This is a genomic window from Variovorax raffinosi, assembly GCF_051216615.1.
In the GTDB taxonomy this organism is placed as follows: Bacteria; Pseudomonadota; Gammaproteobacteria; order Burkholderiales; family Burkholderiaceae_C; genus Variovorax.
In genome coordinates this window covers 83,464-109,555 of sequence record NZ_JBPJZR010000015.1, presented here as the reverse complement: position 1 = coordinate 109,555, position 26,092 = coordinate 83,464, and the positions used below count along the sequence as shown (strand labels likewise).

Annotated in this window: 28 protein-coding genes and 1 tRNA gene; 23 read left to right on the top strand and 6 right to left on the bottom strand. The window is 65.0% G+C overall.

What is annotated here, in order from left to right:
• Nucleotides 1–36: 36 nt before the first annotated feature.
• Nucleotides 37–2,001 (top strand): dynamin family protein, encoded by a 1,965-nt coding sequence (locus tag ACSFB7_RS32265; protein WP_435476411.1) that lies wholly within the window; start codon nt 37–39, stop codon nt 1,999–2,001.
• 37 nt (nt 2,002–2,038) lie between these two features.
• Nucleotides 2,039–3,073 (top strand): A/G-specific adenine glycosylase, encoded by a 1,035-nt coding sequence (gene mutY / locus ACSFB7_RS32260; protein ID WP_435476456.1) that lies wholly within the window; start codon nt 2,039–2,041, stop codon nt 3,071–3,073.
• A gap of 4 nt (nt 3,074–3,077) precedes the next feature.
• Here mutY and rapZ read toward each other — a convergent pair whose 3' ends face one another.
• The 4 genes from rapZ to ACSFB7_RS32240 are packed head-to-tail and all read right to left on the bottom strand — an operon-like array spanning nt 3,078 to nt 6,816.
• Nucleotides 3,078–3,953, bottom strand: coding sequence for an RNase adapter RapZ (gene rapZ / locus ACSFB7_RS32255; protein WP_435476410.1), 876 nt, complete (start codon nt 3,951–3,953; stop codon nt 3,078–3,080).
• Nucleotides 3,950–5,632 carry a DNA repair protein RecN gene (recN, locus tag ACSFB7_RS32250; protein WP_435476409.1) on the bottom strand — a complete coding sequence of 561 codons (1,683 nt, stop codon included), beginning with the start codon at nt 5,630–5,632 and terminating at the stop codon, nt 3,950–3,952. Before recN ends, rapZ begins: the two co-directional genes overlap by 4 nt.
• A 1-nt stretch (nt 5,633) precedes the next feature.
• Nucleotides 5,634–6,548: an NAD kinase gene (locus tag ACSFB7_RS32245; protein ID WP_435476408.1), complete on the bottom strand. Its 915-nt coding sequence runs from the start codon at nt 6,546–6,548 to the stop codon at nt 5,634–5,636.
• Nucleotides 6,549–6,555: 7 nt separating this feature from the next.
• Nucleotides 6,556–6,816, bottom strand: coding sequence for a hypothetical protein (locus ACSFB7_RS32240; RefSeq protein ID WP_435476407.1), 261 nt, complete (start codon nt 6,814–6,816; stop codon nt 6,556–6,558).
• A gap of 122 nt (nt 6,817–6,938) precedes the next feature.
• Between ACSFB7_RS32240 and ACSFB7_RS32235 the strand changes: the two genes are divergently transcribed.
• From ACSFB7_RS32235 to ACSFB7_RS32175, 13 genes are all read left to right on the top strand, one after another.
• Nucleotides 6,939–7,250: a single-stranded DNA-binding protein gene (locus tag ACSFB7_RS32235; RefSeq protein WP_435476406.1), complete on the top strand. Its 312-nt coding sequence runs from the start codon at nt 6,939–6,941 to the stop codon at nt 7,248–7,250.
• Nucleotides 7,251–7,254: 4 nt separating this feature from the next.
• Nucleotides 7,255–7,446, top strand: coding sequence for a hypothetical protein (locus ACSFB7_RS32230; protein ID WP_435476405.1), 192 nt, complete (start codon nt 7,255–7,257; stop codon nt 7,444–7,446).
• A 109-nt stretch (nt 7,447–7,555) separates the two neighbouring features.
• The gene (locus tag ACSFB7_RS32225; RefSeq protein ID WP_435476404.1) at nt 7,556–7,705 is read left to right on the top strand and encodes a hypothetical protein; all 150 of its coding nucleotides are present in this window, start codon (nt 7,556–7,558) and stop codon (nt 7,703–7,705) included.
• The gene (locus tag ACSFB7_RS32220; RefSeq protein WP_435476403.1) at nt 7,702–8,217 is read left to right on the top strand and encodes a hypothetical protein; all 516 of its coding nucleotides are present in this window, start codon (nt 7,702–7,704) and stop codon (nt 8,215–8,217) included. The genes ACSFB7_RS32225 and ACSFB7_RS32220 overlap by 4 nt, the downstream gene beginning before the upstream one ends.
• Nucleotides 8,214–9,191 carry a rolling circle replication-associated protein gene (locus ACSFB7_RS32215; protein ID WP_435476402.1) on the top strand — a complete coding sequence of 326 codons (978 nt, stop codon included), beginning with the start codon at nt 8,214–8,216 and terminating at the stop codon, nt 9,189–9,191. The genes ACSFB7_RS32220 and ACSFB7_RS32215 overlap by 4 nt, the downstream gene beginning before the upstream one ends.
• Nucleotides 9,192–9,360: 169 nt before the next feature.
• On the top strand, nt 9,361–9,573 hold the full coding sequence (locus ACSFB7_RS32210) for a hypothetical protein (protein ID WP_435476401.1): 213 nt from the start codon (nt 9,361–9,363) through the stop codon (nt 9,571–9,573).
• Nucleotides 9,574–9,674: 101 nt separating this feature from the next.
• Complete coding sequence (locus tag ACSFB7_RS32205; RefSeq protein ID WP_435476400.1) at nt 9,675–9,923, top strand: hypothetical protein; 249 nt, start codon at nt 9,675–9,677, stop codon at nt 9,921–9,923.
• Between the two features lie 104 nt (nt 9,924–10,027).
• A complete protein-coding gene (locus tag ACSFB7_RS32200; RefSeq protein WP_435476399.1) occupies nt 10,028–11,434 on the top strand; it encodes a hypothetical protein in 1,407 nt (468 codons plus the stop codon).
• A gap of 1 nt (nt 11,435) precedes the next feature.
• Nucleotides 11,436–11,771 (top strand): DUF2523 family protein, encoded by a 336-nt coding sequence (locus ACSFB7_RS32195; protein WP_435476398.1) that lies wholly within the window; start codon nt 11,436–11,438, stop codon nt 11,769–11,771.
• On the top strand, nt 11,768–12,973 hold the full coding sequence (locus tag ACSFB7_RS32190) for a zonular occludens toxin domain-containing protein (RefSeq protein WP_435476397.1): 1,206 nt from the start codon (nt 11,768–11,770) through the stop codon (nt 12,971–12,973). Before ACSFB7_RS32195 ends, ACSFB7_RS32190 begins: the two co-directional genes overlap by 4 nt.
• Before the next feature lie 545 nt (nt 12,974–13,518).
• A complete protein-coding gene (locus ACSFB7_RS32185) occupies nt 13,519–14,112 on the top strand; it encodes a recombinase family protein (protein WP_435476396.1) in 594 nt (197 codons plus the stop codon).
• Nucleotides 14,113–14,165: 53 nt separating this feature from the next.
• Entirely contained in the window at nt 14,166–15,173 is a 1,008-nt protein-coding gene (hrcA, locus tag ACSFB7_RS32180; protein ID WP_435476395.1) for a heat-inducible transcriptional repressor HrcA, read from the top strand.
• A 40-nt stretch (nt 15,174–15,213) separates the two neighbouring features.
• Nucleotides 15,214–15,290 (top strand) — tRNA-Ile (locus ACSFB7_RS32175).
• 87 nt (nt 15,291–15,377) lie between these two features.
• On the opposite strand, the gene ACSFB7_RS32170 is transcribed toward ACSFB7_RS32175, so the two are convergent.
• Nucleotides 15,378–16,265 carry an EamA family transporter gene (locus ACSFB7_RS32170; protein ID WP_435476394.1) on the bottom strand — a complete coding sequence of 296 codons (888 nt, stop codon included), beginning with the start codon at nt 16,263–16,265 and terminating at the stop codon, nt 15,378–15,380.
• A 115-nt stretch (nt 16,266–16,380) separates the two neighbouring features.
• On the opposite strand from ACSFB7_RS32170, the gene ACSFB7_RS32165 reads away from it, so the two are divergent.
• The 5 genes from ACSFB7_RS32165 to ACSFB7_RS32145 all read left to right on the top strand — a co-directional run bounded on the left by ACSFB7_RS32165 (nt 16,381) and on the right by ACSFB7_RS32145 (nt 22,537).
• Complete coding sequence (locus ACSFB7_RS32165; protein ID WP_435476393.1) at nt 16,381–17,157, top strand: AraC family ligand binding domain-containing protein; 777 nt, start codon at nt 16,381–16,383, stop codon at nt 17,155–17,157.
• A 177-nt stretch (nt 17,158–17,334) separates the two neighbouring features.
• Nucleotides 17,335–19,134, top strand: a complete 1,800-nt coding sequence (locus ACSFB7_RS32160; protein ID WP_435476392.1) for an FAD-dependent oxidoreductase — start codon at nt 17,335–17,337, stop codon at nt 19,132–19,134.
• Nucleotides 19,131–21,002: a 2-oxoacid:acceptor oxidoreductase subunit alpha gene (locus tag ACSFB7_RS32155; protein ID WP_435476391.1), complete on the top strand. Its 1,872-nt coding sequence runs from the start codon at nt 19,131–19,133 to the stop codon at nt 21,000–21,002. The genes ACSFB7_RS32160 and ACSFB7_RS32155 overlap by 4 nt, the downstream gene beginning before the upstream one ends.
• On the top strand, nt 20,999–22,054 hold the full coding sequence (locus tag ACSFB7_RS32150) for a 2-oxoacid:ferredoxin oxidoreductase subunit beta (protein ID WP_435476390.1): 1,056 nt from the start codon (nt 20,999–21,001) through the stop codon (nt 22,052–22,054). Before ACSFB7_RS32155 ends, ACSFB7_RS32150 begins: the two co-directional genes overlap by 4 nt.
• Before the next feature lie 45 nt (nt 22,055–22,099).
• Nucleotides 22,100–22,537 carry a CBS domain-containing protein gene (locus ACSFB7_RS32145; protein WP_435476389.1) on the top strand — a complete coding sequence of 146 codons (438 nt, stop codon included), beginning with the start codon at nt 22,100–22,102 and terminating at the stop codon, nt 22,535–22,537.
• Between the two features lie 13 nt (nt 22,538–22,550).
• Here ACSFB7_RS32145 and ACSFB7_RS32140 read toward each other — a convergent pair whose 3' ends face one another.
• Complete coding sequence (locus ACSFB7_RS32140; RefSeq protein WP_435476388.1) at nt 22,551–23,477, bottom strand: LysR family transcriptional regulator; 927 nt, start codon at nt 23,475–23,477, stop codon at nt 22,551–22,553.
• Between the two features lie 412 nt (nt 23,478–23,889).
• Between ACSFB7_RS32140 and ACSFB7_RS32135 the strand changes: the two genes are divergently transcribed.
• The 3 genes from ACSFB7_RS32135 (at nt 23,890) to ACSFB7_RS32125 (ending at nt 26,089) form a co-directional block, all read left to right on the top strand.
• Nucleotides 23,890–24,279 carry a RidA family protein gene (locus tag ACSFB7_RS32135; protein WP_435476387.1) on the top strand — a complete coding sequence of 130 codons (390 nt, stop codon included), beginning with the start codon at nt 23,890–23,892 and terminating at the stop codon, nt 24,277–24,279.
• A gap of 58 nt (nt 24,280–24,337) precedes the next feature.
• Nucleotides 24,338–24,718, top strand: a complete 381-nt coding sequence (locus tag ACSFB7_RS32130; RefSeq protein WP_435476386.1) for a hypothetical protein — start codon at nt 24,338–24,340, stop codon at nt 24,716–24,718.
• A 135-nt stretch (nt 24,719–24,853) separates the two neighbouring features.
• On the top strand, nt 24,854–26,089 hold the full coding sequence (locus ACSFB7_RS32125) for an MFS transporter (RefSeq protein WP_435476385.1): 1,236 nt from the start codon (nt 24,854–24,856) through the stop codon (nt 26,087–26,089).
• Nucleotides 26,090–26,092 lie beyond the last annotated feature (3 nt).

Below are 26,092 nucleotides of genomic sequence, written 5' to 3'. Positions count from 1 at the left end.
ATGCTATATTTGTAAATTGTTTCTTACATATTTCCCTTGAGCCGCTCCTTCAACCAACAACTCGATCAGCACGGTGCCTGGCGAAGCAATTTCGCGCACCGGCTGCAGTGGCTGTCCCGCTGGCTGACCGAGAACGAGCTGCTCGACCAGGCCGTGGCCGAGCGCTTGCGCGGGCTCGAGACGCAAATCCGCACCAGCAAGGTCATGGTCGCGTTCGTGGCCGAGTTCTCGCGCGGCAAGTCGGAGCTGATCAACGCGATCTTTTTTGCCGGCTATGGGCGGCGCATCATGCCCGCGAGCGCGGGCCGGACCACGATGTGCCCGACCGAGCTGGGCTACGACGCCGCGCTGGCGCCCAAGCTGCGCCTGCTGCCGATCGAAACCCGCCTGGAGCCCCACTCGCTGGCCCACTGGCGTGAAAAGTCCACGCGCTGGACCGAAATCGCCATCGACGTCGGCAATGCCGAGCAACTGGCGCAGGCGATGAGCAAGGTGGCCGAAGTGCTGTGGGTCGAGAAGGAAGAAGCGCGCACCCTGGGCTTCTGGAACGACGACACGCCCGACGACAACCCGGTGCAGAACGCCGAAGGCCGCGTCGAAATTCCTCGCTGGCGCCATGCCGTGCTGAACATGCCCCATCCGCTGCTGGAGCAGGGGCTTGTGATTCTCGACACCCCCGGCCTGAACGCGATCGGCGCCGAACCCGAACTGACGGTGAGCCTGATTCCCCAGGCGCATGCCGTCGTCTTCATCCTCGGCGCCGAAACCGGCGTGACGCGCTCCGATCTGTCGATCTGGCGCGAGCACCTGATCACCGAGGACGAAGGCAACAACACGCGCTTCGTGGTGCTCAACAAGATCGACACCATGTGGGACACGCTGAGCACGCCCGCACAGATCGCGCAGCAGATCGAGCGACAGCGCGACAGCGCGGCCCGCCTGCTCGAAGTGCCGCTCGCCCAGGTGCTGCCGGTTTCCGCGCAAAAGGGGCTGCAGGCCAAGATCCAGCGCGACGGCGCCTTGCTCGAAGCCAGCCGACTGCCGGCGCTCGAAGCCCTGCTGGGCGAAGGCGTGCTCGGCAAGCGCGAGACCATGTTGCGGCTCGCCGTCGACGCCGGCATGACCGCGTTGCGCGCCGAGGCCGAACGCATCCTGAAGGTGCGCCAGCGCGACCTGTCCGAGCAGGCGCTCGAACTGCAGGGGCTGCGCGGCAAGAACGTTTCGGTGATCCGGCACATGCGCGCGCGCATCGACCAGGAGCACGCGGAGTTCGAAGGCAGCAACACCCGCATCCTGGCGCTGCGCTCGGTGCAGGGCAAGCTGCTGCGCGAGGTGTATGCGGTGCTCGGCCGTACCGCGCTCAAGGCCGACATGGTGCGGCTGTCGGTTGCGCTCAAGCGCCCCGGCGTCAAGTTCAACGTGCGCAAGGTGTATGCGGAGACTTTCGATTCGCTGCGCAACAACCTGCGCGAAGTGCAGGCCACCACGGCCGAGATCCAGTCGATGCTGCACGCCACTTTCCGCCAGCTCAATGCCGAGCAGGGCTTCACCCTGCAGGCGCCGGCCGAGCCCGATCTCACGGGCTTCGAGCAGGAGCTGAGCCAGATCGAGCGCAGCCACATCCACTACCTGGGCGTGGGCAACCTGCTGAAGCTCGCGCAGGCCGACTTCTGCGACAAGCTGGTTCGCGCGCTGGCCAGCCGGCTGCGGTTGGTCAACGAAGCCGCCATGACGGAGGTCGAGCGCTGGAGCAAGGGCGCGAGCGCGCAGATCGATGCGCAGCTCAAGGAGCGCCGGCGCAACTTCAGCAAGCGCATCGAGGCGATCGAGCGCATCCAGAGCGCCGCGGGCAATCTGGATGAGCGGCTGATCGAACTCGCCGCGCAGGAAAGCAACCTGGCCGAGCTTCATCACCGCCTGCACGATTTCACGTCGCTGATCACGCAGCAGGGAAAGCCGCAGGCTGGCGCGGCCGCTGCCGGCGAGTTGCGTGCGGCTTGAACGTTCCGCCCCCGCGGCGGATGTCACTTCTTCGAAACTGCCACCGGACTTCGCCGCTCAGGTCGTGAGCTGGCAGCGCAGCCACGGGCGCAGCGAGCTGCCCTGGCAGAACACCCGCGACCCGTATCGCGTATGGCTGTCGGAGGTGATGCTCCAGCAGACGCAGGTCTCGACGGTGCTCGGCTACTTCGCGCGTTTTCTCGAACGCTTTCCCGATGTGGGTGCGCTTGCCGCGGGCACCGAGGACGAGGTGTTCGGCCTCTGGAGCGGCCTTGGCTACTACAGCCGCGCGCGCAACATGCACCGGTGCGCGCAGGACATCGTCGCCCGATTCGGCGGCGAGTTTCCGCGCACCGCCGTCGAGCTGGTGACCTTGCCTGGTATCGGCCGTTCCACCGCCGCCGCAATCGCTGCCTTCTGCTTCGGCGAGCGCGTCGCGATCCTCGATGGCAATGTGAAGCGCGTGCTCACGCGCGTGCTCGGCTTCGGCGGCGACATGTCTTCATCGGCACAGGAGCGCGCACTGTGGGACCTGGCGACGCAACTGCTCCCACCCGCCGAACAACGTGAGGCGATCGCGCACTACACGCAGGGGCTGATGGACCTGGGCGCCACGGTCTGCCTGCCGCGTAAGCCGAGCTGCATGATCTGCCCGGTCGACAAGACCTGCGTGGGTCTGCGAGAAGGCGCGCCGGAGCGCTATCCCGTCAAGACGCGCAAGCTCAAGCGCAGTGCCCAGTCGCTCTGGGTGCTGCTGGCCCGCGATGAAGAAGGCCGCGTGTGGCTTGAGAAGCGGCCATCGAAAGGCATCTGGGCGGGTCTTTATTGCCTGCCGGTGTTCGACAGTCGCGACGATCTGCTTGCCGCGTTGCCGCCCGCCGCGCAGCGCAGTGCGCAAGACCTGCCGGCCTTCGTGCATGTGCTGACCCACAAGGACCTGCACCTGCATCCCGTGCTGCTCCAGGGCAGCCAGCCGCAAGGCGAGGCTGCGCGCTGGGTCGATGCCGAGGAATGGGGCCGGTTGGGCTTGCCTGCGCCGGTGCGCAAGCTGCTGGAAAACGGCGCGAGCTGATCGATCAGTTCGCGTCGAGTTCGCGATGGCGCTTGAGTGCGCCCCAGCGCGCGCCGAAAGAACGCGCCAGTTGCTCGACCAGGAATACCGACCGGTGCTGCCCGCCGGTGCAGCCGATCGCCACCGTGACGTAGCTGCGATGGTCGCGCGCCAGCGCATCGAGCCAATGGGACAGGAACTGCTCGATGTCGTCGTACATGCGCGCCACGTCGTCATGCTCGCGCAGCCATTCGATCACCGGTTCGTCGCGGCCCGTGAGCGGGCGCAGCGCGGGCACGTAGTGCGGGTTGGGCAGCATGCGCACGTCGAACACATAGTCCGCGTCGAGTGGCACGCCGCGCTTGAAGGCGAATGACTCGAACACCAGCGTCAGCGCGCTTTGCGGCGCGGAGATCAGGGCCTTGATGTAGCTCTGCAACTGGGCGGGCCGTATCAGGCTGGTGTCGATCACGTCGGCACCGTCGCGCAGGTCGCCCAGCAGCTCGCGTTCGAGTTCGATGGCCTGCGTGAGCACGCGGTGCTGGTCGGGCACGTCGGTGCGGCCTTCCTGGCGCGAGAGCGGATGGCGGCGGCGGGTTTCCGAGTAGCGGCGCAGCAGGGCGTCGGTGGTCGCGTCGAGGAACAGCGAACGCAGCGAGATGCCGTCACGCCGCAGCGCTTCGAGCTGTTGCGGAACGATCGGCAGCGACACGCCGCTGCGCACGTCCATCGCAATGGCCACGCGCGTGGCCTGCTGTTCGTGCTGCAACGCGATGAAGGATGTCAGCAGCTCGGGCGGCAGGTTGTCGACGCAGTAGTAGCCCGCGTCTTCCAGCGCATGCAGGGCCACCGACTTGCCGGAGCCGGACATGCCGGTGATGAGTACGAGGTCGAGGTTCATGGCGCGGTCGCCGAGGTCTTGTGGCCGAGCATTTCGCGCGCGTGCGCGAGCGAGGTCTGCGAGACTTTTTCACCGCCCAGCATGCGGGCGATTTCCTTGGCGCGGTTGTCGTCGTCGAGCCGCGAAACGCCGCTCTCGGTGCGCGGACCGTCCTTGCCGGCCGCGGCCGTCTGGCGCTTGGCCACCACGAGGTGATGGTCGGCGCAGGCGGCCACCTGGGGCAGGTGGGTCACGGCGAGCACCTGCCGGTCGCGGCCCAGTTGCTTCATCAGGCGGCCCACGGTTTCGGCCACGGCCCCGCCGACGCCCGCATCGACCTCGTCGAAGATCAGTGTCTGCGCGGCACCGAGCTGGCTGGTCGTCACTGCGATGGCCAGCGCGATGCGCGACAGCTCGCCGCCCGATGCCACCTTGCCGATGGCGCGCGGCGTGCTGCCGGTGTGGCCGGCCACGAGAAAGGCCACGTCTTCCAGGCCGGCGCGACCGGGCTGCGCCAGCGGCTGCAGCTCGACCTCGAAGCGCCCGCCCTGCATGCCAAGGCCTTGCATGGCCTGCGTGACGGCCTGGGCCAGACGCGGCGCGGCCTGCTTGCGGGCCTTGCCGAGCGCCTTGGCCTCTTTCATGTAGGTCTGCTGGGCGTTCTGCTCGATGCGCTCCAGGCCTTCGAGATCGCTTTGCGCGTCCAGGGCCTGCAGCTCGGACTGCCAGCCGGCCAGCAGCGCCGGCAGTTCGGCCGGCGTGCGCTTGTAGCGGCGCGCAAGCGACATCCACAGGCCCATGCGTTCGTCCAGCTCGGCCAGGCTTTGCGGATCGGCTTCGGCGTTGCGCAGGTAGCCGTGCAGCGAATGGGCTGCGTCCGACGCTTGCGCCACGCAGGAGGCAAGCACCTCGCCCAGCGTGCGGAATTCGGGCTCGATGTGTTCGCAGTTCTGTAGCAGCGTCGCCGCGCGCGAGAGCGCGGACAGCGCGCCGTTGTCGTCGTCTTCCAGCGCCTGGCTGGCGCCTTGCGCCGCGTCGATCAGGGCCTGCGCGTTCGAGATGCGCGAGTGGTTGGTCGAGAGTTCTTCCCACTCGTCGACACCCGGCGCCAGCTTGGCGACTTCTGCGATCTGCCATTGAAGCCGCTCGCGTTCGCGCTGCAGCGAGTCTTGTGCCGAGCGCGCGTGTTCCAGCGCGGAAAGCGCCTGCCGCCAGCCGTGCCAGGCGGCGTCGAGCGCGTCGGTGCGAATGCCCGCGTAGGCGTCGAGCAGGCCGCGCACGGCCTCGGGCCGCGTCAGGCTTTGCCAGGCGTGCTGGCCGTGGATGTCCAGCAGGCGGTCGCCAAGCTCGCGCAACTGCGTGGCCGTGGCCGGGCTGCCGTTGATCCAGCCGCGGCTGCGGCCCTGCAGGTCGACCGTGCGGCGCAGCAGCAGCGCGTCGCCGGCTTCAAAGCCGCCTTCGTCAAGCCACGCTTCGAGGGCCGGGTCCGCGTCGAACTCGGCGGTCACGTCGAGCCGTTCGGCGCCTTCGCGCACCGCGCCGGCGTCGGCGCGGTTGCCGAGCGCCAGTTGCAGCGCGTCGATCAGGATGGATTTGCCGGCGCCGGTTTCGCCGGTCAGTACTGTGAAGCCGGCGGACAAGTCGAGTTCAAGTGATCGCACGATCACGAAGTCGCGCAGTGCGATGCGTCGCAGCGCCATGTCAGGAGCCCCCTTCGTTCCAATGAAGTTTCTTGCGCAGCGTGTCGAAATAACTCCAGCCGCGCGGGTGCAGGAAGCGCACCCGGAAGTCGGAGCGGCGCACCACCACGCGATCGCCGATCACGAGCGAGGCCAGTGACTGCATGTCGAAATTGGCGCTGGCGTCGCGCCCGCCCACCAGCTCGATCACGATTTCGTCGGCATCGGGCAGCAGCACGGGGCGGTTCGACAACGTGTGCGGTGCGATCGGCACCAGCACCCAGCCCGGCACCGCCGGATGGAGCAACGGACCGCCGGCCGAGAGCGCATAGGCGGTCGAGCCCGTGGGCGTGGCGATGATCAGGCCGTCGGCGCGCTGATTGGCCACGAAATGGCGGCCCACCGACACGCGCAGCTCGACCATGCCGGAAGTGGCGCCGCGATTGACCACCACGTCGTTCATGGCGAGCGTGTCGAACACCGACACGCCGTCGCGCATGACCTGCGCATGCATCAGGCTGCGGTGGTCTTCCTCATATTCACCGGCCAGCATCGGGATCAGCGTGGCCTGGTAGTTGTCCAGCGGAATGTCGGTAATGAAGCCGAGCCGGCCCCGGTTGATGCCGATCAGCGGAATGCCGTAGCTGGCGAGCTGCCGGCCGATGCCCAACATGGTGCCGTCGCCGCCAACCACCAGGCCCAGGTCGCAGCGCTGGCCTATTTCTTCTACCGACAGCGCCTCGTAGCGCGGATGGGCCGGGGCGCCGTCATCGGCTTCTTCCGCGCATGTCGAGCGCTCGACGAACACCTTGCAGCCCTGCGATTCCAGGAAGGTGCCGATGCTCTCCATCACGCCGTCGCGTGCATCCGCTTGCGCGCGGGCGCCGGATGCCTGGTATTTGCCGATCAGGGCGACGTGACGAAAGCGAGAAGTCATTCACAAATTACAACTTTGCGAGGTTGAGGGCTCTCATGAGCGCCTTCTTCGCGGGTGATTCGGGCTCTGCTTCGATTGCAGCGATAGCTATCCATTGGGTTGGATTCTCACCTAGTTGTGTGGCAATGCTTCCGGCCATTGTTGGGCTGAGTCGGCCTCGTTTTTTTGCCTGCGAGATCGCCGCTTCTGTGAGGTTCAACAGGCGTGCCCACTCAGCCTGCTTGTGGTGGCTGAGCGCTCTCTCGAAGAGTTGCATGGTTGTCTGCATTGCGGGGCTCCTTTAACCCGGCATTTCATCACACCCTGTTAAGAAAAAGCTTGACGACCTGTTAAGCCGTCCTTCATCATTCATTTACTTAACAACCAGTTAAGTTTTTTACAGGAGCTTCCATGATCCGTATCTCGGTAACGTCGACCGAAGTCCGCAACCAAAGCGGCAACGCCAAAGCCACCGGCAAGCCTTACAGCCTGAACTTCCAAGCGGTGTGGATGCACTTCGTTGGTCGTGACGGTCAGCCCGATCCGTACCCCACGAAAATCGAGATCATTCTCGAAAAGGACAAGGACGGCGCTGCGCTGTTCCATCCGGTCGGCGATTACACGCTGGCCCCTTCCAGCCTGTACCCGGACCGAAGCGGCAACCTCGCCGTGTCCGCGCGCCTCGTGCCGCTGAAGCGCGATCCGAAGCCCTCGCAGAGCTGAAGCCATGCAATCGCATGACGCGATGCAAGCCGCTCGGCTCGCTGTGCTGGAAGGTGCCGTGCTGGCCCTTCTGCGCGGCGCGCAAGAGGATGGTCTCGACGGCATCACCATCGAAGTGACCGCCGACGCGGGCCAGATCGCAATCGATCTGAGCTATACGGCGAACGGCGTGCCTGTCTCGGGCGAATCGCTGTGACCGAAGTTCAAGTCTCGCCGTGGCCCTGGCTGGTCGTCAACGTCGCCATGTGCATGGCGGTCGTCTGGTGGCTCGTGATCGACATTCGCCGCGAAGTGAGGTCGTGGAAATGAGCGCCTACGCCCGCAACTTCCTGCGCCTTCGCTACTGGCTCGAAGGCCTCGACGGTGGCGCACAGCGCTCGCTGTCGCCCTACGAGCGCAACCTGGCTGAAAGCCTGCGCGTGCAGGCATCGGCCTTGATCGAGGCCACGGTATGACTGCTGTTGCTGCGCTGTTCGTCCGCAAGACGACCCACTACGCTGACCTCGGTTGCGACTGCTACGACTACGAGCGCAACGCGCTGAGCTGGCAGGGTGGTTGCCCTGGCGTCTTTCATCCGCCGTGCCGCACGTGGGCCAACCTCGCGCACTTCGCGAAGCCACGCGACGGTGAACGCGAGCTGGCGATCTGGGCAATGCAGAAGGTCCGCGAGTGCGGTGGTGTGCTGGAACATCCGTTCAACTCGAAGCTCTGGCGCGAGTCCGGTTGTCTCTCGCCTGGCGTTCGCGACCAGCACGGCGGCATCCTCGTGCCGGTGCTTCAGAGCTGGTGGGGCCATCGCGCGCCCAAGAAGTCGTGCATCTACGTTGTCGGCCCGCTGCCTGAAGTGCCGTACTTGCTCGACGCGCCCACGGTCACGACAGTGGAGCGCATGGGCCGTCCCGAGCGTGAACGCACGCCGCCTGCACTCGCTGCCTGGCTGGTCGAAGTCGCGAAAGCTTGCGCATGAGCTACCTTGGCGCACGTCAAGCCGAAGTCAACGCCGCTCGTGCGTCCTCCATGGAGGCGCTGCGCGTGTTCTCGCAGCGTCAAACCGCGCGCGATATGCAGACCGCAGAAGCGCGCGCAGCGCGCGGGCTTGTCTCAGTATCAACAAGTGGTTTTGCTGCTCTCCCAACGGCTATGCGTTGGGTTGAGCAGTGCATCACCATCGACCGGGCGCAAGCCCGTGTAACTCGCCTTCGCAAAGGTGTCGGCGTTGGCTCGAAGTGTCTGCTGAATCTTGGCGAAGGCCGTGCCGATAACAACGTCATGGTCACGTTGACCTATGACCTGCGCAAGCTGGAAAACAAGCTTGCTGACCTCGGCCCTGTGCATCCCGCCCGAGTCGCCACGCATGCGTACTGGCAACCCCGTCATGTCTCCGACTACATCCGCGCCGTGCGCAAGTGGTTCGCGAAGCGGTGCCCGGGTGAACGCCTTCGATACGTCTGGGTGGGGGAGATGCAGAAGCGCGGTGTTCTGCACTACCACGCTGTGTTTTTCCTTCCGGCAGGGGTGAGCATGCCCCCCGCCGACAAACGCGGCTGGTGGCCCCACGGCATGACCAACACGCTCAAGGCCACGGCCCCCGTCGCGTACCTCATGAAGTACGCCAGCAAACCCGATTCAAAGAGCATTGGAGGCTTCCCACATGGAGCACGCATCTACGGCATCGGGGGCTTGGATGCTCCTGGCGCTGCTTTCAAGCGCTGGGTTCTGTGGCCTGCGTATGTGCAGGGCAATGCTTCGGTCTCCGACCGCTTCCGACCTGCGGAGGGCGGCGGCTATCTCAATGCTGAGACCGGCCAGCTTCTCGAATCTGAATTCGCACCAACAGGCGGCGGTTTTCAGAGCTTTATCCGCGTGCGGACCACTCCGCGACAGATCGAGGCCGCAGGGCCTTTCTCCTGGGTGCACGACGCGCCCGCAACCGTGCATTGAAAGGGGCAGCTATGGAAGATGAAGAGTTCGATCCGGTCGGCGAATGCATCCATTGCGGTGCAGACGTTGGTTGGTCCGAGTTTGAAGACCACGAGTTCAGTGATTCGCAGATCGTCTGCCCACACTGCCACGGTCCTCAGACCGTCGATGACGTGTTCCCACCCGTCTGATGCGCTTCCTGGTCTGCACCTCCGACGCAACGCCGTGTCCGCTCGACGCACAGCAGTGGAGCACCACGGCGGAAATCCTCGACCCCGCGCAATTCGGCATCACGCCGGTGGAGATCGCCAAGGTTGCATCGTGGGGCTTCGGATTCGTGTTGATGGGCTTCCTGCTCGGCTACGTGCTTGGGCTCGCGCTCGGTTTGATCAAGAAAGTATGAAGAGGTTTTGCGACTGTCAGGCCACCAACGCAGTGATGCGCCGTGGCCTGACGGGTGCAACTTCAGCCCTCGCACCGGGGCATTTTTTCTGGAGAAATTTCATGTTCAACAACACTCGTAATGTGGCTCGCAAGTTCGGCGCAAAGGTGGCAGTGGCCGTCATGACGGCGCCCTTCCTGATGGTCGGCCACGCGCAAGCCGCAGGCGGCGACGGTATCGGCGCGGCACTCGATGCCGTCGATCTGTCGGGCGTGGCAACGAAGGTCGGCGCCGCCGCCCTGGTGATCGTGGCGATTGCCCTGGTCTTCAAGGGCCCGAGCCTCGCCAAGCGCATCATCAGCAAGGTCTGATCGATCATGGCAAGCGGAGCACTCATTGCGTTGTTCTTCGGCCTTGTGGCCATGCTCGGCGGGATGAGTGCTGCTTGCTTTGTTCTCGGCTTGAGGGCATCGCAATGAACACCAATTTTCGGCTTCACATCGTCGCGTTCGCCGTGGCGTCTGTGTTCATTGCAATGCCAAAGGCGCATGCCCGTGGCATCCCTGACTTTGTGGCGAGTGGCAAGGGAAAATCTACAACCATATCCAGCGCTTCAAACGGTACTCCTATCGTCACCAGCGCGCCGTCTGCGTTGACCCCTGGCGGTGGCTGGCAACAAGCAGGCAACTATGGCGTTGCGTCTTCTCCTTCTGGTGGTGTCAAGGTGGGCGCCGACGCAAAGGTCGATGTGAACGGCAAGGGCGTGCCGGTGGGCGTCGTGGGTGAGATTTCAAAGGACATGCTCATTCCTGCTGCGCTGTCGGCCCTTTCCTGTATCAAGGGCGGGGTCGTCGGAGCGGCTGTCTGCGCGGGTGCGACGATTGCGGCGCCAATTGCCATGCAGTGGCTTGCGAATGCAGGCGGGCGCATCAATCCTGAGACGAAGGAACTGGAGCGCTCCAATGTGCAATACCGATGGCGACTTACGAGCGGTTCCTCTATCGATCTTGGCTACTGGAACAGTGGCTCAGATGCGTGCTTGTTTGCCCCTGCTGTGCAGACATATCTAACCGACACCGCCAATGCTTCTTGGGGAACACATACGGTCCAAAGTCAGTCTTGGAGCGCGCCCTTTTGCATTCGCATGATCAAGAGGGCCAACAACTCGGTAGAGCAGGTCACAGCGGCGTTGCAGCAGACAACGGACGTTCGGACCGGTTGGTTGCCCGCGTCGATGGATGACATTGCCCCGTACATGAAGAACACCCCGGTGTCTCCAATGATCGTTCCCGAGTTGGATGCGGCGGGTCAGGCAAGCAAGCTACCGATTGGAAGCATCTCGGTGTCCGGGCCTGCCGCAGTTGCAGGACCGACTACCACCACGGTCAACAACATTGACAACAGCACCAAGATTTCGACTGTCACCAACAACTACACCTACAACGGCTCGACGGTCACGAATACCGGCACGCAGACAAAGACGGAAACGAAGAAGCAGGACGGCACCGTCACCGAGTCCACGACCGACACGACGGCTCCTGGAGACGAACAGAAGCCTGAAGAACCTGCTCCTGTTGATACCGCGCTGCCTGGGCTTCCCAAGCTCTACGAGGCGAAATATCCCGATGGTCTTGAGGGCGTGTGGCGCGATCAGAAAGACAAGCTCAAGAACACCTCGCTGTCTCAGTTGACCAGCCAGCTCATGCCACAGGTTGGCTCTGGTGGCTCATGCCCAACCATGAACATTGATCTGACCTTCGCCCAGTGGGCCAGCTACGGCACGCGCAACATCGCGCCACCGTGCGAGGTGTGGGACTGGGCGCGGTTGATCGTCATTGCCAGTGCCTTGCTACTGGCTCGCGCTCTGGTCTTCGGAGGTTGACATGGCAGCAGCCTTCAGCATGCTGTTCGCCAAGATCGCGGCGGTACTCACGTGGATCGGCGCGCTTTGGGCTGCGGTCTTCGTTGCCATCTGGCTGGTCTGCAAAGACGCCTTCTCCTGGCTCTTCGAGCAAGTGCTCAAGGTCGCAGTTTCCGCCATCAGCGCGCTCGATGTGAGTGGGTTGCAGAGCTACGCCAGCAGTGCTGGAACGCTGCCCGCTGAAATTCTGAATGTGCTCAGTCTGCTCGGCGTCGGCACCGCCATTTCCATCATCACTGCGGCTATCGCGATTCGCCTTGTGCTGCAGCTCATTCCTTTTACGAGGCTTGGATCATGATCAACCTTTTGCTCGGTGCTCCTGGTGCTGGAAAGAGCTACGAGGCCGTGGTGTTCCACGTGCTGCAGGCGCTCATGCGTGGGCGCATGGTGATCACCAATTTGCCGCTTAACGTTGAGCACTTCGCGGCAATCGATGCGAGCTGGCCGGCCTTGATTGAGCTACGGGAGAAGACGCTTGCGCAGCGGCCCGCGCCACGCTCTGCGGAAGACGGTACGCCCGTGCCCATGCGTCGTGTCCCCGAGTGGTCGGAGCGGGCCTTTGCCAACCCGGAGGACTTCGCCAGCACATGGCGTCATGCCGATGGCTTCGGCCCGCTGTACGTGGTGGACGAATGCCACTTCTGCATGCCCGTGGGCCGCACGAGCATCGGCGTCGAAGAGTGGTTCTCGATGCACCGGCACTACAACGCCGATGTGCTGCTGATCACCCAGTCGAGCAACAAGATCAGTCGAGCGATTCGAGACCTCGTGCAGGTCTGCTACAAGGTCCGCAAGGCCGTAGCCCTTGGCAAGCCCAATGGCTACATCCGCAAGGTTCTCGATGGTGTCGGCGGCGGCGAGGTGTCGGTGAGCGAGCGTACCTATCAGGCTCAGTACTTCAAGCTCTGGCGCAGCCACACGCAGGGCATGGCCGTCGCCGAGCAAAAGGCCGATGACGTCTCCCCGATGCTGGTGAAGTTCAAGCGCTTCTCGTGGGCCTTCTACGCCGTCACCCTGGTGGCCTGTATTTACGCTTTCTGGCCTGCTGGGGACAAGCCGCCAGCACAGCCGCGCGGCGAGGCCATTTCCGCGCCCGTGGAGGCCTCGAAGCCTGTTGCGGCTACCTCGCCCCCGGCAGGGGCGGAAAAGCTCGCCAGCGGCCCGGATGCGAAGCCTGTAGACCCCAACGAGGTGCCCGAGCCCTATGCAGCGAAGGGGCTGCACCTGACCGGCTGCATAACGCTGGGCAAACGCACTAGGTGCGATTTCGCGATCAGCATGAACGGCCAGCGGATCGCGGATACCAATAGCGAGCAGCTTGTGCGCGCGGGCTACCGGTGGGAACCGTTGGCCGAATGCATGGGCACGCTGCGGTGGAAAGACAAGTCCAAGCCGATCACGTGCGACGCACCGGCCATGCCGCAGGGTTCCAAGCAGGACCCCGTGGTGCTGGCTATGCCGAAGGGAACGCCTCCCGCGTCCAGTGTCAGCACCATGTGAGCGCAGGGACGGCGCGCAGTGGAGGGAGGGGACCCGCTTGCGGGGAGGGGCCACCCGAGCACCGGCCCGGAGCGCCGCACGTGCCCCGGTCCACGCCACCCCCTTACTGCAAAGCCGGAAGTTCGGGGACCCGCTTGCGGGGGTAGGTCGCTCGTGCTCCCTGTACCCGGCCTATCGAACCAGTCGCCAAGCAATCAGCATGAGTACCACGATGCCAAGCCATACCAGCAGTTGGATGCTCCAGTGCCAGTCTCCGCCCCATAGCTTTGGTGCTTGTCCTCGGTTCACCGTGCGAACCCCCATGAGCCCTCGCAGCGGGGATTTCCGTCTTTTTTCTGCGGCTTCTTCTTCTCGTTGTCGTCGTCGCATCTCGTCGCGATACCAGTCTCTGTCCTGAATCCCCATGGCCCTCTCCTTTGATGTGCAGTCTACAGAGATTGCCCTCTGTGGAGCGGATCAGGGGCTGGCAAGTGTCAGTGCTTGGGTTTAAGCGGCTGAGCGGCCAAATACATACATCTTTTGGCGGTTTGTTTGAGAGGATTTCGATGCTTGTAGGTTATGCGCGGGTGTCCACCAACGATCAGGAAACGCGTATGCAGCTTGATGCATTGCGTGGTGCTGGTGTGCGTGAGATTTACTCCGAAAAGACCAGCGGCATCGGACCTCGGCCCGAGCTGCACCGGGCGCTTGCGTCGTTGCGTCCAGGCTGTACGCTGGTGGTTTACAAGCTAGACCGGCTGGCGCGAAGTCTCAAAGATTTGCTGCAGTTGTTGGACCGGCTGAAGCACGCGGGGTGTGCAGTTAAGTCGCTCACGGAGCCGATTGATACGTCTTCCGCGATGGGTGAATTCGTGCTGCAGATTCTGGGTGCTGTTGCACAGCTTGAACGAGCCATTATTCGAGAGCGCTGCCAAGCGGGCAGGGTCGCAGCTATGGCGCGTGGCGTTCAGTTTGGGCGCAGTACGCTGGTGACGGGTGATGAGGCCGATACCGTGGGGGTGCTTTATTCCGCAGGGTTCACTCTGGCAGAAGTGGCACTCATGTTCGGGGTGTCCCCCACGGCTGTCCGTTCTGCGCTCGTGCGGGCTGGCGTGACACGTCGAGGCCGGGGCGGCTTGCGACTTCGCCGGGTGAGCTAGGCTATGCGCCTCTGTTTCCCAAACTTTTCGAAGTACAACACTAAAATCTTGCAATGCTGGACGACCGTGCCAAGTTGCTGCTCAAGACGCTCGTCGAGCGCTACATCGCCGACGGGCAACCCGTCGGGTCACGCACGCTCTCGCGATCCTCGGGGCTGGACCTGTCGCCGGCGACCATCCGCAACGTCATGTCGGACCTGGAGGCGCTGGGGCTGATTGCCAGTCCGCACACGTCGGCTGGCCGCATTCCAACGCATCGTGGCTACCGCCTCTTTGTCGACACCATGTTGACGGCCCAGCGCGAGCAGATGAGCACGCCGAGCCTTGCGCCCGACCAGCCGCAGAAGGTGATTGCCAACGCGGCCCACCTGCTGTCGAACCTGTCGCAGTTCGTGGGTGTCGTGATGGCGCCCCGGCGCGCGTCGGTGTTCAAGCAGATCGAGTTCCTGCGGCTGTCCGAAAACCGGCTGCTGGTGATCATCGTGTCGCCCGATGGCGACGTGCAGAACCGGGTGATCTTCCCGGAGGCCGACTATTCGCAGTCGCAGCTGGTCGAGGCCTCCAACTACATCAATGCGCACTACGCGGGCCTGACGATCGAGCAGGTGCGCGACCGTCTGCAGTCCGAGGTCGAAAAACTGCGCGGCGAGATCGCGGCGCTGATGCAGGCAGCGGTGCAGGTCAGTTCCGAAGTGCTGACCGAGGCGCAGGAAGACGAGGTCGTGATCTCCGGCGAGCGCAACCTGCTCGCGGTGAGCGATTTCTCCAGCGACATGGGGCAACTGCGCCGCGCCTTCGAACTCTTCGAGCAGAAGGCGCAGCTCATGCGGCTGCTCGACGTGTCGAGCAAGGCCGAAGGCGTGCGCATCTTCATCGGCGGCGAGAGCCAGGTGGTGCCGTTCGAGGAACTCTCCATCGTCAGCGCCAACTACGAGGTCGATGGGCAGGTGGTCGGCACGCTGGGCGTGATCGGGCCGACCCGCATGCCTTACGAACGCATGATCCAGATCGTCGACATCACGTCGCGGCTGATCGGCAACGCGCTGAGCCACCGCAAGTGAGCGGGCGGGTGGCGCGGCACGAATAGAATCGTGCCCGCGTGGGCCGTTAGCTCAGTTGGTTAGAGCAGCGGACTCATAATCCGTTGGTCGATGGTTCAAGCCCATCACGGCCTACCACCACGTTCCCTTCCCCCTTGAAAATACTTCGAAGAAGCAGGCATCACGCTGCTTTCTTCGTGGATCGTCTTTGGGCGATGCAGCCACTCATGCCCGTTGCCCAGCCCTGCTGGCCAGAACCGCCGGCCCCTTCACCAGCCCGACCGCCAGCGCAGCCAGGATCAGCGCAATCGAAGTCCACTCGGAAGCACTGGGCTGCTGCCCGAAGATAAGGATGGACCCGGCGATGCCGAACACCGGAATCAGAAGTGAAAGCGGCGCCACGCGCGAAACCGGGTATTCGCGCAGCAGCAGGTTCCACCCCCAGTAGCAGAAGTGAGTGGCGCCGTAGACCTGGAACAGCAGCGAAAACACGGCCACGCCGTCGACATGATCGAGCAGCGTGAGATACGGCGCCGATCCGTGGAACAGCCAGGTCAGCAGGAACAGGGGTATCGGCGGAAACAGGCTGGCCCAGACCACGAAGGCGAAGATCTCGCGTACCCCGGACACCTTGACGACGATGTTGCCAATGCTCCATGCCACGGCGCTGACCATGACCAGGGAAAAGCCGAGCAGGGTCGCTCCATCTGAACGGCCCGACAGGATGCCCACCAATCCAAGCGCCGCCAGCACGAGGCCGACGACCTGCGGCAGGCTCAACCCTTCCTTGAACAACAGCACGCCCCAGCCCAGCGTGAAGAAGGCGCTGAACTGGATCAGCAAGGCGGCGCTGCCCGGCGGCACGCCCCACGCGATGCCCAGGTTGATCAAGGCCCACATCGCCACGCCGAAGATCAGCCCGTAGGCCGCGAGCCATCCGAAGGCGACCTGCGGGCGCTTGACGATGAACACCAGGGGCAAGGCCGCCAGCGTGAAGCGGATGGCCGTGAGCAGCAGCGGGTCGACCCTGGCCAGGCCAAGCTTGGTGATTGGAAAGTTGAATCCCCAGACGGCCGTCACGAGGATGGCCAGGAGCAGGTGTTTCTTTTGCATGGTCGGTATTTCCGCGTCGGGTGCGCCGGCGCGGAGGGCGTCGGCCAAGGTGATTTGGCTGGATTTCGACCCGGCCCGCCTTCGATGGTGGGTCAATTGATGTCAAATCCGGGCCATGCGAGAAATCGACATCAATCCCTACGTGAAGACACCGCGCGATGCCGTGGTGACGGCCCGCGACTATCCGGACGGCGAGCTGTTTCCTTCGCACAGCCACGAGCGTGGGCAGCTCGCGTACGCCGCCTGCGGAGTGATCACCGTGTTCACCGACAAAGGCAACTGGGTCGTTCCGGCGCAACGTGCCATCTGGGTGCCGGCCCGCCTGCAGCACGCGATGCAGATGCGCGGTGCGGTGACCATGCTCAACACCTATGTCCGCAGCAAGGCGGCACAACGCCTGGGGCTGCCGGACGACTGCCGGGTGCTCGACGTGTCGCCGCTGCTGCGCCAGTTGCTGGAGAAGGCCGTCGATGTGCCTGCGCTGTACAAGCTCGGCGGACGCGATGCGCATCTGATGAATCTCTTGCTGCACGAGATCGCGGACATGAAGACGCTGTCGCTCAATGCCCCGCTGCCCACCGACCCACGCCTTGCGCAAGCCTGCCGGGAGATGCTGATCAACCCCTCGCTGGAGATCGGCATCGACGACATGGCCGCACGCACGGGCATGAGCCGCCGCACGTTCACCCGGCAGTTCCGCCAGCACACCGGCGTGAGCTACATCGAGTGGCGCCAGCAAGCCTGCCTGCTTGCCGCGGTGGTTCGCCTGGGCCATGGCGAGCCGGTCACGCGCGTGGCCGCGGACCTGGGCTACAGCAGCCCGAGCGCCTTTGCCACGGTGTTCCGGCATGCGCTGGGCGAGGCGCCCAGCCGGTACTTCATCAAGAAATAGTTCGCAGTGCGCCGGGCCTCTCGCAGAGGTCGCACCTTCGTTTCCGGATCTCGCCCCGAGGGTCCCGTCACCGCGGGATTTCACCAAGGCTGTGCGTGCACCAGTGCGGCGCATACTGGCGCCAAGCCACATGTCGGGCCCCTCCGGGGTCCCGGGCGTTTGTCCAGGAGACACGCATTGCAGCGAACAAACATCGCAAATCCGGCCTACTTCCACAAGGTCGTCGATTGCCAGTACGCCTGTCCGGCGCACACGCCCGTCCCTGAATACATCCGCATGATCGCGCAGCGCCGCTACAGCGACGCCTACATGATCAACTGGGCCTCCAACGTCTTTCCCGGCATCCTGGGGCGCACCTGCGACCGGCCTTGCGAGCCGGCCTGCCGGCGCGGGCGGGTGGAGGAAAGCAACGCCCAGGATCCCGAACCGGTGGCGATCTGCCGGCTCAAGCGCGTGGCCGCTGACATGAAGGACGACGTGCGCGCGCGCATGCCGACGCTCGCACCGAAGAACGGCAAGCGCGTTGCCTGCATCGGCGCGGGGCCGGCCTCGCTCACTGTCGCGCGCGACCTGGCACCGCTGGGCTACGAGGTGACGGTGTTCGACGGCGAGGCCAAGGCCGGCGGTTTCATCCGCACGCAGATCCCGCGCTTTCGCCTGCCCGAGTCGGTGATCGACGAGGAGACGGGCTACATCCTGGACCTGGGCGTCGAGTTCCGCAGCGGCGAGCGCATCGATTCGATGACGGCGCTGATGGCGCAGGACTGGGACGCGATCTTCGTCGGCTGCGGCGCGCCGCGCGGGCGCGACCTGGACATGCCCGGCCGGCAGGAGGCCGCGGCCAGCATCCACATCGGCATCGACTGGCTCAACTCGGTCTCTTTTGGTCATATCAGCAGCATCGGCAAGCGCGTGGTCGTGCTGGGCGGTGGCAACACGGCCATGGACTGCTGCAGGTCGGCTCGTCGACTGGGGGGCACCGACGTGAAGGTCATCGTGCGCAGCGGCTTCGAGGAGATGAAGGCCTCGCCCTGGGAAAAGGAAGACGCCCAGCACGAAGGCATTCCGATCATCAACTTCCACGTGCCCAAGGCCTTCGTGCATGAAGAGGGCAAGCTGAAGGGCATGTTGTTCGAGATCGTGCGGGCCGCGTACGACGACAAGGGCCGCCGTTCGCTGGTGCCCACCGGCGAGCCGGACGCCTTCTTCGAATGCGACGAAGTGCTGGTCGCGGTGGGCCAGGAAAACGCCTTCCCCTGGATCGAGCGCGACTGCGGCATCGACTTCGACAAGTCGGGCCTGCCGGTGCTGGACAAGAACACCTTCCAGTCCAGCGTGCCCCGCGTCTTTTTCGGCGGCGATGCGGCCTTCGGCCCCAAGAACATCATCACGGCCGTGGCCCATGGCCACGAGGCGGCCGTGTCGATCGACAAGCTGCTGCATGCCGAGCCGGTCTATGTTCGCCCCGCGCCCATGACCAACCTGGTGTCGCAGAAGATGGGCATCCACGAGTGGAGCTACGACAACGACACCTCCAACGACCTGCGCTACAAGGTGCCATGGGCCAAGGCCGAGACGGCACTGGCCAGCATTCGCGTCGAGGTCGAGCTGGGCTTCGATGCCGCCACCGCCTTCAAGGAAGCCGAGCGCTGCCTGAACTGCGACGTGCAGACCGTGTTCACCGAGACCGCCTGCATCGAGTGCGATGCGTGCGTGGACATCTGCCCGATGGACTGCATCAGCTTCGTCGACAACGGCGAAGAGGCTGAGCTGCGGCCCCGGCTCAAGGCGCCGGCGCTGAACCTGACGCAAGACCTGTACGTGTCCGGCGGGCTCAAGACGGGCCGCGTCATGGTCAAGGACGAAGACGTCTGCCTGCACTGCGGCCTGTGCGCCGAGCGCTGCCCCACGGGGGCCTGGGACATGCAGAAGTTCCTGCTGAAGATGACGCCCGCGGGGCAGGGAGTGGCCGCATGAGCGCCGTTCCGCAGATCGAAGGCATCAACGACTTCGTCATCAAGTTCGCCAACGTCAACGGCTCGGGTTCGGCCTCGGCCAACGAGCTGTTCGCCAAGGCCATCCTGCGCATGGGCGTGCCGGTGAGTCCGCGCAACATCTTCCCCAGCAACATCCAGGGTCTGCCGACCTGGTACGAGGTGCGCGTGACCGAGCAGGGCCACCTGGGCCGGCGCGGCGGCACCGACATGATGGTGGCGATGAACCCGCAGACCTGGGACGCCGACCTGGCCGAGCTGGAGCCCGGCGGCTACCTTTTCTACGACAGCACGCGGCCGCTGCCGCCGTCGAAATTCCGCAGCGACATCCGCGTGATCGGCATGCCGCTCACCGAGATCTGCAACGCCGTCTACCAGGACCCGCGCCAGCGCCAGCTCTTCAAGAACATCGTCTACGTGGGCGCTCTGGCCATCCTGCTGGGCATCGAGCCGGAAGTGGTCGAGAAGCTGTTCGGCGAACAGTACAAGGGCAAGGAAAAGCTGTTGGCCTCCAACGTGCAGGCGCTGCACCTGGGCTGCGACTTCGCAAGAGAGAACCTGCGCGAACCCGTGGGCCTGCAGGTGCGGCGTGCCGACCGTGTGGGCAACCGCATCTTCGTGGACGGCAACAGCGCCGTGGCGCTGGGCTGCGTGTATGGCGGCGCCACGGTGGCGGCCTGGTATCCGATCACGCCGTCGTCCTCGGTGGCCGAGGCTTTCCAGAAGTACTGCACCAAGTTCCGCGTGGACCCGTCCACCGGCCAGCACCGCTTTGCCATCGTGCAGGCGGAAGATGAACTCGCCTCCATCGGCATGGTGGTCGGCGCCGGATGGAACGGCGCACGGGCCTTCACGGCCACCTCGGGGCCGGGCATTTCGCTGATGACCGAGTTCATCGGCCTGGCCTACTTCGCCGAGATTCCCGTCACGCTGATCAACGTGCAGCGCGGCGGCCCCTCCACCGGCATGCCCACGCGTACCCAGCAGGCCGACATCCTGTGCTGCGCCTATGCCTCGCATGGCGACACCAAGCACGTGCTGCTGTTTCCCGAAGATCCGTACGAGTGCTTCGAGCATGCGGCGGCGGCGCTGGACCTGGCCGACCGGCTGCAGACGCCCGTGTTCCTGATGACCGACCTGGACATCGGCATGAACCAGCGCCTGTGCGAGCCCTTCGCCTGGGACGACAGCGCGGCCTACGACCGCGGCAAGGTCATGAGCGCCGAAGAGCTGGAAGCGGGCCGCGACTTCGGCCGCTACAAGGACGTGGACGGCGACGGCATTCCCTGGCGCACGCTGCCGGGCACGCACCCGACCAAGGGCAGCTACTTCACGCGCGGCACCACACGCGACGCCTACGCCCGGTATTCGGAGCGCGGGCCGGACTACATCTACAACATGGAGCGGCTGCTGAAGAAGTTCGCGACCGCGGCCACCCTGGTGCCGCAGCCGGTGCTGCGGCCGGCCGCCGAGAAGACCGACCTGGGCGTGATCTATTTCGGATCGACCAGCCCGTCCATGCACGAAGCGCTGGACACGCTGGAAGAACAGGGCATCCATCTGGACGCGCTGCGGCTGCGCGCCTTTCCCTTTCCGGACAGCGTGGTGCAGTTCCTGGCGCAGCACAGGCAGGTGTTCGTGGTCGAGCAGAACCGCGACGCGCAGATGCGCAGCCTGCTGGTCAATGAACTGGACGCCGACCCCGCCCGGCTGATCCGGGTGCTGCATTTCGACGGCACGCCCATCACCGCGCGCTTCATCGTCCAGGCCATCAGCGCGCATGTGCAGCAGACGCAGGCGCAGACACACGCGCAGGCGTCCCGCGTCGCCGATACCAAGGAATCCGCATGACCTACCTTGCCAAGCCCCGGTTGCGCCATCCGACGCTGGCCACCAACAAGGTCGGCTACACGCGGCGCGACTACGAGGGAAAGATATCGACGCTGTGCGCCGGTTGCGGCCACGACTCGATCTCCGCCGCCATCATCGAAGCCTGCTGGGAGCTGGACATCGAGCCGCACCGCGTGGCCAAGCTCTCGGGCATCGGCTGCAGCTCCAAGACGCCGGATTATTTTCTGGGCGCGTCGCACGGCTTCAACACCGTGCACGGCCGCATGCCCAGCGTGCTGACCGGCGCCAACCTGGCCAACCGCGACCTGCTGTACCTGGGCGTGTCGGGCGACGGGGATTCCGCTTCCATCGGCCTGGGCCAGTTCGCGCACGCCATGCGGCGCGGTGTGCGCATGGCCTATATCGTGGAGAACAACGGGGTCTATGGCCTGACCAAGGGCCAGTTCTCGGCCACGGCCGACCAAGGCTCCAAGAGCAAGAAGGGCGTGGTCAACACCGACAACCCGCTCGACCTGGTGGCCATGGCGTTGCAGTTGGGCGCCAGCTACGTGGGGCGCGGCTTTTCGGGCAACAAGGCGCAGCTGGTGCCGCTGATCAAGGGGGCGATCAGCCACGGCGGCTCCGCCTTCATCGACGTGATCAGCCCCTGCGTGGCCTTCAACAACCACCCGGGCAGCACCAAGAGCTACGACTACGTGCGCGAGCACAACGAGGCGGTGAGCCGCATCGACTTCATCAGCGGGCGGGAGGAAATCACCGTCGACCTGGGAGCGGGCGAAGTGATGGACGTTCGCCAGCACGACGGCACGGTGCTGCGCCTGCGCAGCCTGCACCCCGACTACAACCCCGGCGACCGCTATGCCGCCATGGCGTACATGCAGCGGCACCACGAGATGGGCGAGGTGGTGACGGGCCTGCTCTACGTCGATCCGCTGGCCACCGACCTGCACACGGCGCTGAACACCAGCGACCGGCCGCTCAACGCGCTGGGGCCGGCCCAGCTCTGCCCTGGTGCCCAGGCGCTGGAGCGGCTCAACAACTCCTTGCGCTGAGCAAACGCCAGGCGCACCATTCACGACTCCTTCGGAGGGCGGATCATGGCCGAGCGCACCGTTTTTCAGTCCATCTCGCGCACGCATGTGCTCAGCCTGGGCCCGCAGGCCAGCGTGCGCGACGCCGCATGCGTGATGACGCGCGCCAACTGTGGCAGCGTGCTCGTCATGGAGCTGCCGGACACCCTGCTGGGCATCCTGACCGAGCGCGACCTGATGACCCGCGTGCTGGCCAAGGGGCTCGACCCCGATCGCACGGTCGTGCGCGAGGTCATGACGCCGAACCCGATCTGCATACCGCCGGAGACGCTGGTGTCCGACGCCGTGGTGCTGATGCTCGAGCGCGGGTTCCGCCATCTGCCGCTCGTGGCGGGGGCGAAGATCCTCGGCGTGTTTTCGGCGCGCGATGCGTTGCCGCGCGAGATCGGCGCAGCCCTCAGCCAGACCGAATTCAATGAGCAGGTGAATGACGTTCTGGGTTAGCGCCTCGCAATGGTCACGCGTCGCGCCGGACGACGACAGGCGCATGCAGCGCCATCAGCTCGACCACCCAGTCGATGAACACGCGCAACTTGGCGCTGACATGCCGGTTCGGCGAAAACGCCACGTACAGCGGCATCGGATCGAGGCGCCAGCCCTCGAACAGCGGCACCAGTTCGCCGCGCGCCCGATGCGGTTCGGACATGTAGTCCGGTAGCCAGAGAACGCCGAGACCCGCAAGGCCGGCCGCGAGGTACGCATTGCCGTCATCGACCGAGAACACGTGGCGCCCTTGCACCTCGATGCGCTCGCTGCCGCTGTGCATGGCGTACGGAAAGGCCTTGCCGCTGCGCGACCACAGGAAGCCCACGATGCGGTGGTGCGTGTCCTCCAGCTCCCGCGGGTGCGAGGGCGTGCCGGCGCGCTCGATGTAGCTCGGTGCCGCGTACACCCCCAGTCGAAGGTCGGCCACGCGGCGCGCCATCAGCGACTGGTCGGTGAGTTCGCCGCCGCGCACCACGCAGTCCACGTTCTCGCCGATCACGTCCACCATGCGATCGCTCACGCCCATGTCGATCTGGATGTCGGGGTAGCGCGCGTGGAAGGCCGGCAATGCCGGCACCAGGATCATGCGGGCCAGCGGGCTGGGCACGTCCACCCGCAGGCGGCCCCGGGGCAACGCCGACGCGCTGGACAGGCTGGTCTCCGCATCGTCCATGTCGGCCAGCAGGCGCACCACCCGCTCGTAGTAGGCCGCGCCGTCGGCCGTGACGTTGACCTTGCGCGTGGTGCGATTGAGCAGCTTCACGCGCAGCCGTGCTTCGAGCTGCTGCACCAGTTGCGTCACGCTGGTCTTGCTCATGTGCAGCGTCTCGGCCGCCTTGGTGAAGCTGCCGGCTTCCACCACGCGGGCGAAGGCCTGCATTGCATCGAAACGGTCCATGTCTGCTCCTGCGGGTTAGGGCCTGTTCACACTACACAAGGGGTCGCGTTGCTTCTCCAAGGGGCTGGCTGCAAGGCGCCCGGGCGCGGCAAGGCTGAAGCCTTGCAAGCGCGGGCAACGCCGCAGACGGCCCCTTGGAGAAGCAACCCGCAGGGAAGCTCGCCACAGCCCGCCCGTCGGCGTTGCGCTCCTTGTGCGTGCGGACGCACGCACGGCGTCACGCGCCTTGACGGGCGGGCTGTGGCGAGCTTCGCGACCCCTTGTGTAGTGTGAACAGGCCCTAGATGATTGTTTGGGTTCTGCAAACAGTCATTGTTGGCTTTGCCCGTTTATCCGGCGGGCGCGGCTCCCTAAAGTCCCTTCATCGTTATCACCGGGGTCGGCTTCGACCCCTTCAAGAAGAAGGCAATCCATGACCAAGCGCGACGTCGTTTTTCCGCCAGGGCGCCAGGCGCTCTATGAAAAGAACCGCTATTCGCCAGCGATCCGTTCCAACGGCTTCCTGTTCGTCTCGGGCCAGGTCGGCAGCCGCGAGGACGGCTCGCCCGAGCCCGAGCTGCAGGCGCAGGTGCGGCTCGCGTTCGACAACCTGAATGCGATCCTGAAGGCGGCGGGCTGCACCTTCGATGACGTGGTCGACGTCACCGTCTTCATCGTCGATCCGGAAACGAACTTCGAGAAAATATGGAAGCTGGTGCCGGAGTATTGGGGCGATGCGCCGCACCCGACGCTGACCGGCATCGGCGTGACGTGGCTCTACGGCTTCCAGTTCGAGATCAAGGTGATCGCGAAGCTGCCGTAGGCCATCGGGCGTTGCGCATGCCGATGCCAGGTGGAGAGGGCGGCGATAGACTGGCCGCATGGACTACCTGGCCGAACTTCGACATCGGGGATTTTCTCAAGCGGGTGATGGCCATGACCCCGAAGGCCGCGTGCAATTCGACTGCGACCTGTACGCCGGAACATCCAGCGAACTCACGGTGCAGGTGTATGCGGCCGATCTGCAGGCACTTCAGCGCGAGGTCATGCCAACGCTGGAGGCCGTGCTGCCGCTGATCGACAGCATGGTCGAAGCACTCGGGGAGATCGATGCCGACCTGGCGCAGATCATTCTTTTTCGCGGGCGGCTCGGCCTTCATTTCTGGTCGCGTGGCATCAACAATGAATTCACGGCGGTCTATGCGCACAGCGATGCGCGCTGGGCCTTCCAGGGGTTCGGCGAGATCTTTTCCGACGACTGACCGGAAAGACCGGGCCGCAAGCCGCGCAGATTTCGAGAAATGAAAATATCGAAAAGGTATCGAAATTCATTCGAAAGCGATATTTGTGAATATCGTTGACGGCTCCTAGCATCGCTCCGATTCAGGAGACAAAAAATGCTATCGCTCTCAATGGACGGGGCGACGAGCCCGCCCCGCGCGACCTCGCGCACCGCGCGCTTTGCGCTCATCGTCTGCTTCCTGGTGGCGCTGATCGACGGCTACGACACGCTGATGCTGTCCTTCGTCGCGCCGCTGATCTCGACGGAATGGGGCATGCCGCCGGGCGCCTTCGGCAAGGTCTTCGCGGTGAGCTTCGCGGGCGCGGTGGTCGGCGCCATCGCATTGGGTGCGGCGGCCGACCGCTTCGGACGTCGCAAGCTGCTGCTGGCATCGCTTTTTTCGGCCGGCTGCTTCATCGTGCTGAGCGCGTGGTCGGCCACGCCCGAGCAACTGATGCTGTGGCGCTTTCTCTCGGGCATCGGCCTGGGCGGCGCGATCCCCACCATCTCTGCGCTGGCCGCCGAGCATGCACAGCCCGCGCGCCGCAGCGCGACCGTCTCGCGCATGTTCCTGGGCTTTCCCATCGGCGCCGTGGCCGGCGGTGCCATCACGGCGGCGTTGATGCAGCAGGTGGGCTGGCGCGGCATCTTCATCGGCGGCGGCGTGCTCGCGCTGGCGATGCTGCCGCTGGTGTTCGCGGTGTCCGAGCCCGAGCGCGACCCCTCGCGCGCCGACGCGCCGGTGGCCCGCACCAAACACCCGATCGCCGAACTGGTGGCCGATGGCCGGGGCCTGGGCACGGCGCTGATCAGCCTTGCCGCCTTCATGATCCTGCTGGTGAGCTACTTCCTTTTGAGCTGGACGCCCAGCGTGCTCTCGATGAGCGGCATGAGCCCCCAACGCTCGGCGCTGGCCGGCGTGATGCTCAATGTGGGCGGCGTGGCGGGCGCGTTCGCCATGTCCTTCGTGGTGGCACGCCGCAGCCCCTTCGGCCCGGTGGCGATCTGCCTCGGACTGGGTGCGCTGCTGGTTCCGTTCTTCGGCTTCCACCTGGTCGGCAGCGAGGTCGCGGCCTTCTGCCTGGTGTTCGCCATCGGCCTGCTGATCATCGGCGGGCAGATGAACATTCCCGCGCTGTGCGTGCACTACTACCCGGCGAACGTGCGCGCGACCGGCGTGGGGTTGTCGATGTCGATCGGCCGCATCGGCTCCATCGTCGGGCCGCTGGTGGGCGGCTTCCTCGTGGGCGCGCAACTGCCGTGGAGCCAGTTGTTCCTGCTGGCGGCCGTGCCGGCACTCCTGGCGGCGGCGGCACTGGGCTGGATCGCGCACCGCAACCAGCGCGCCTGATTC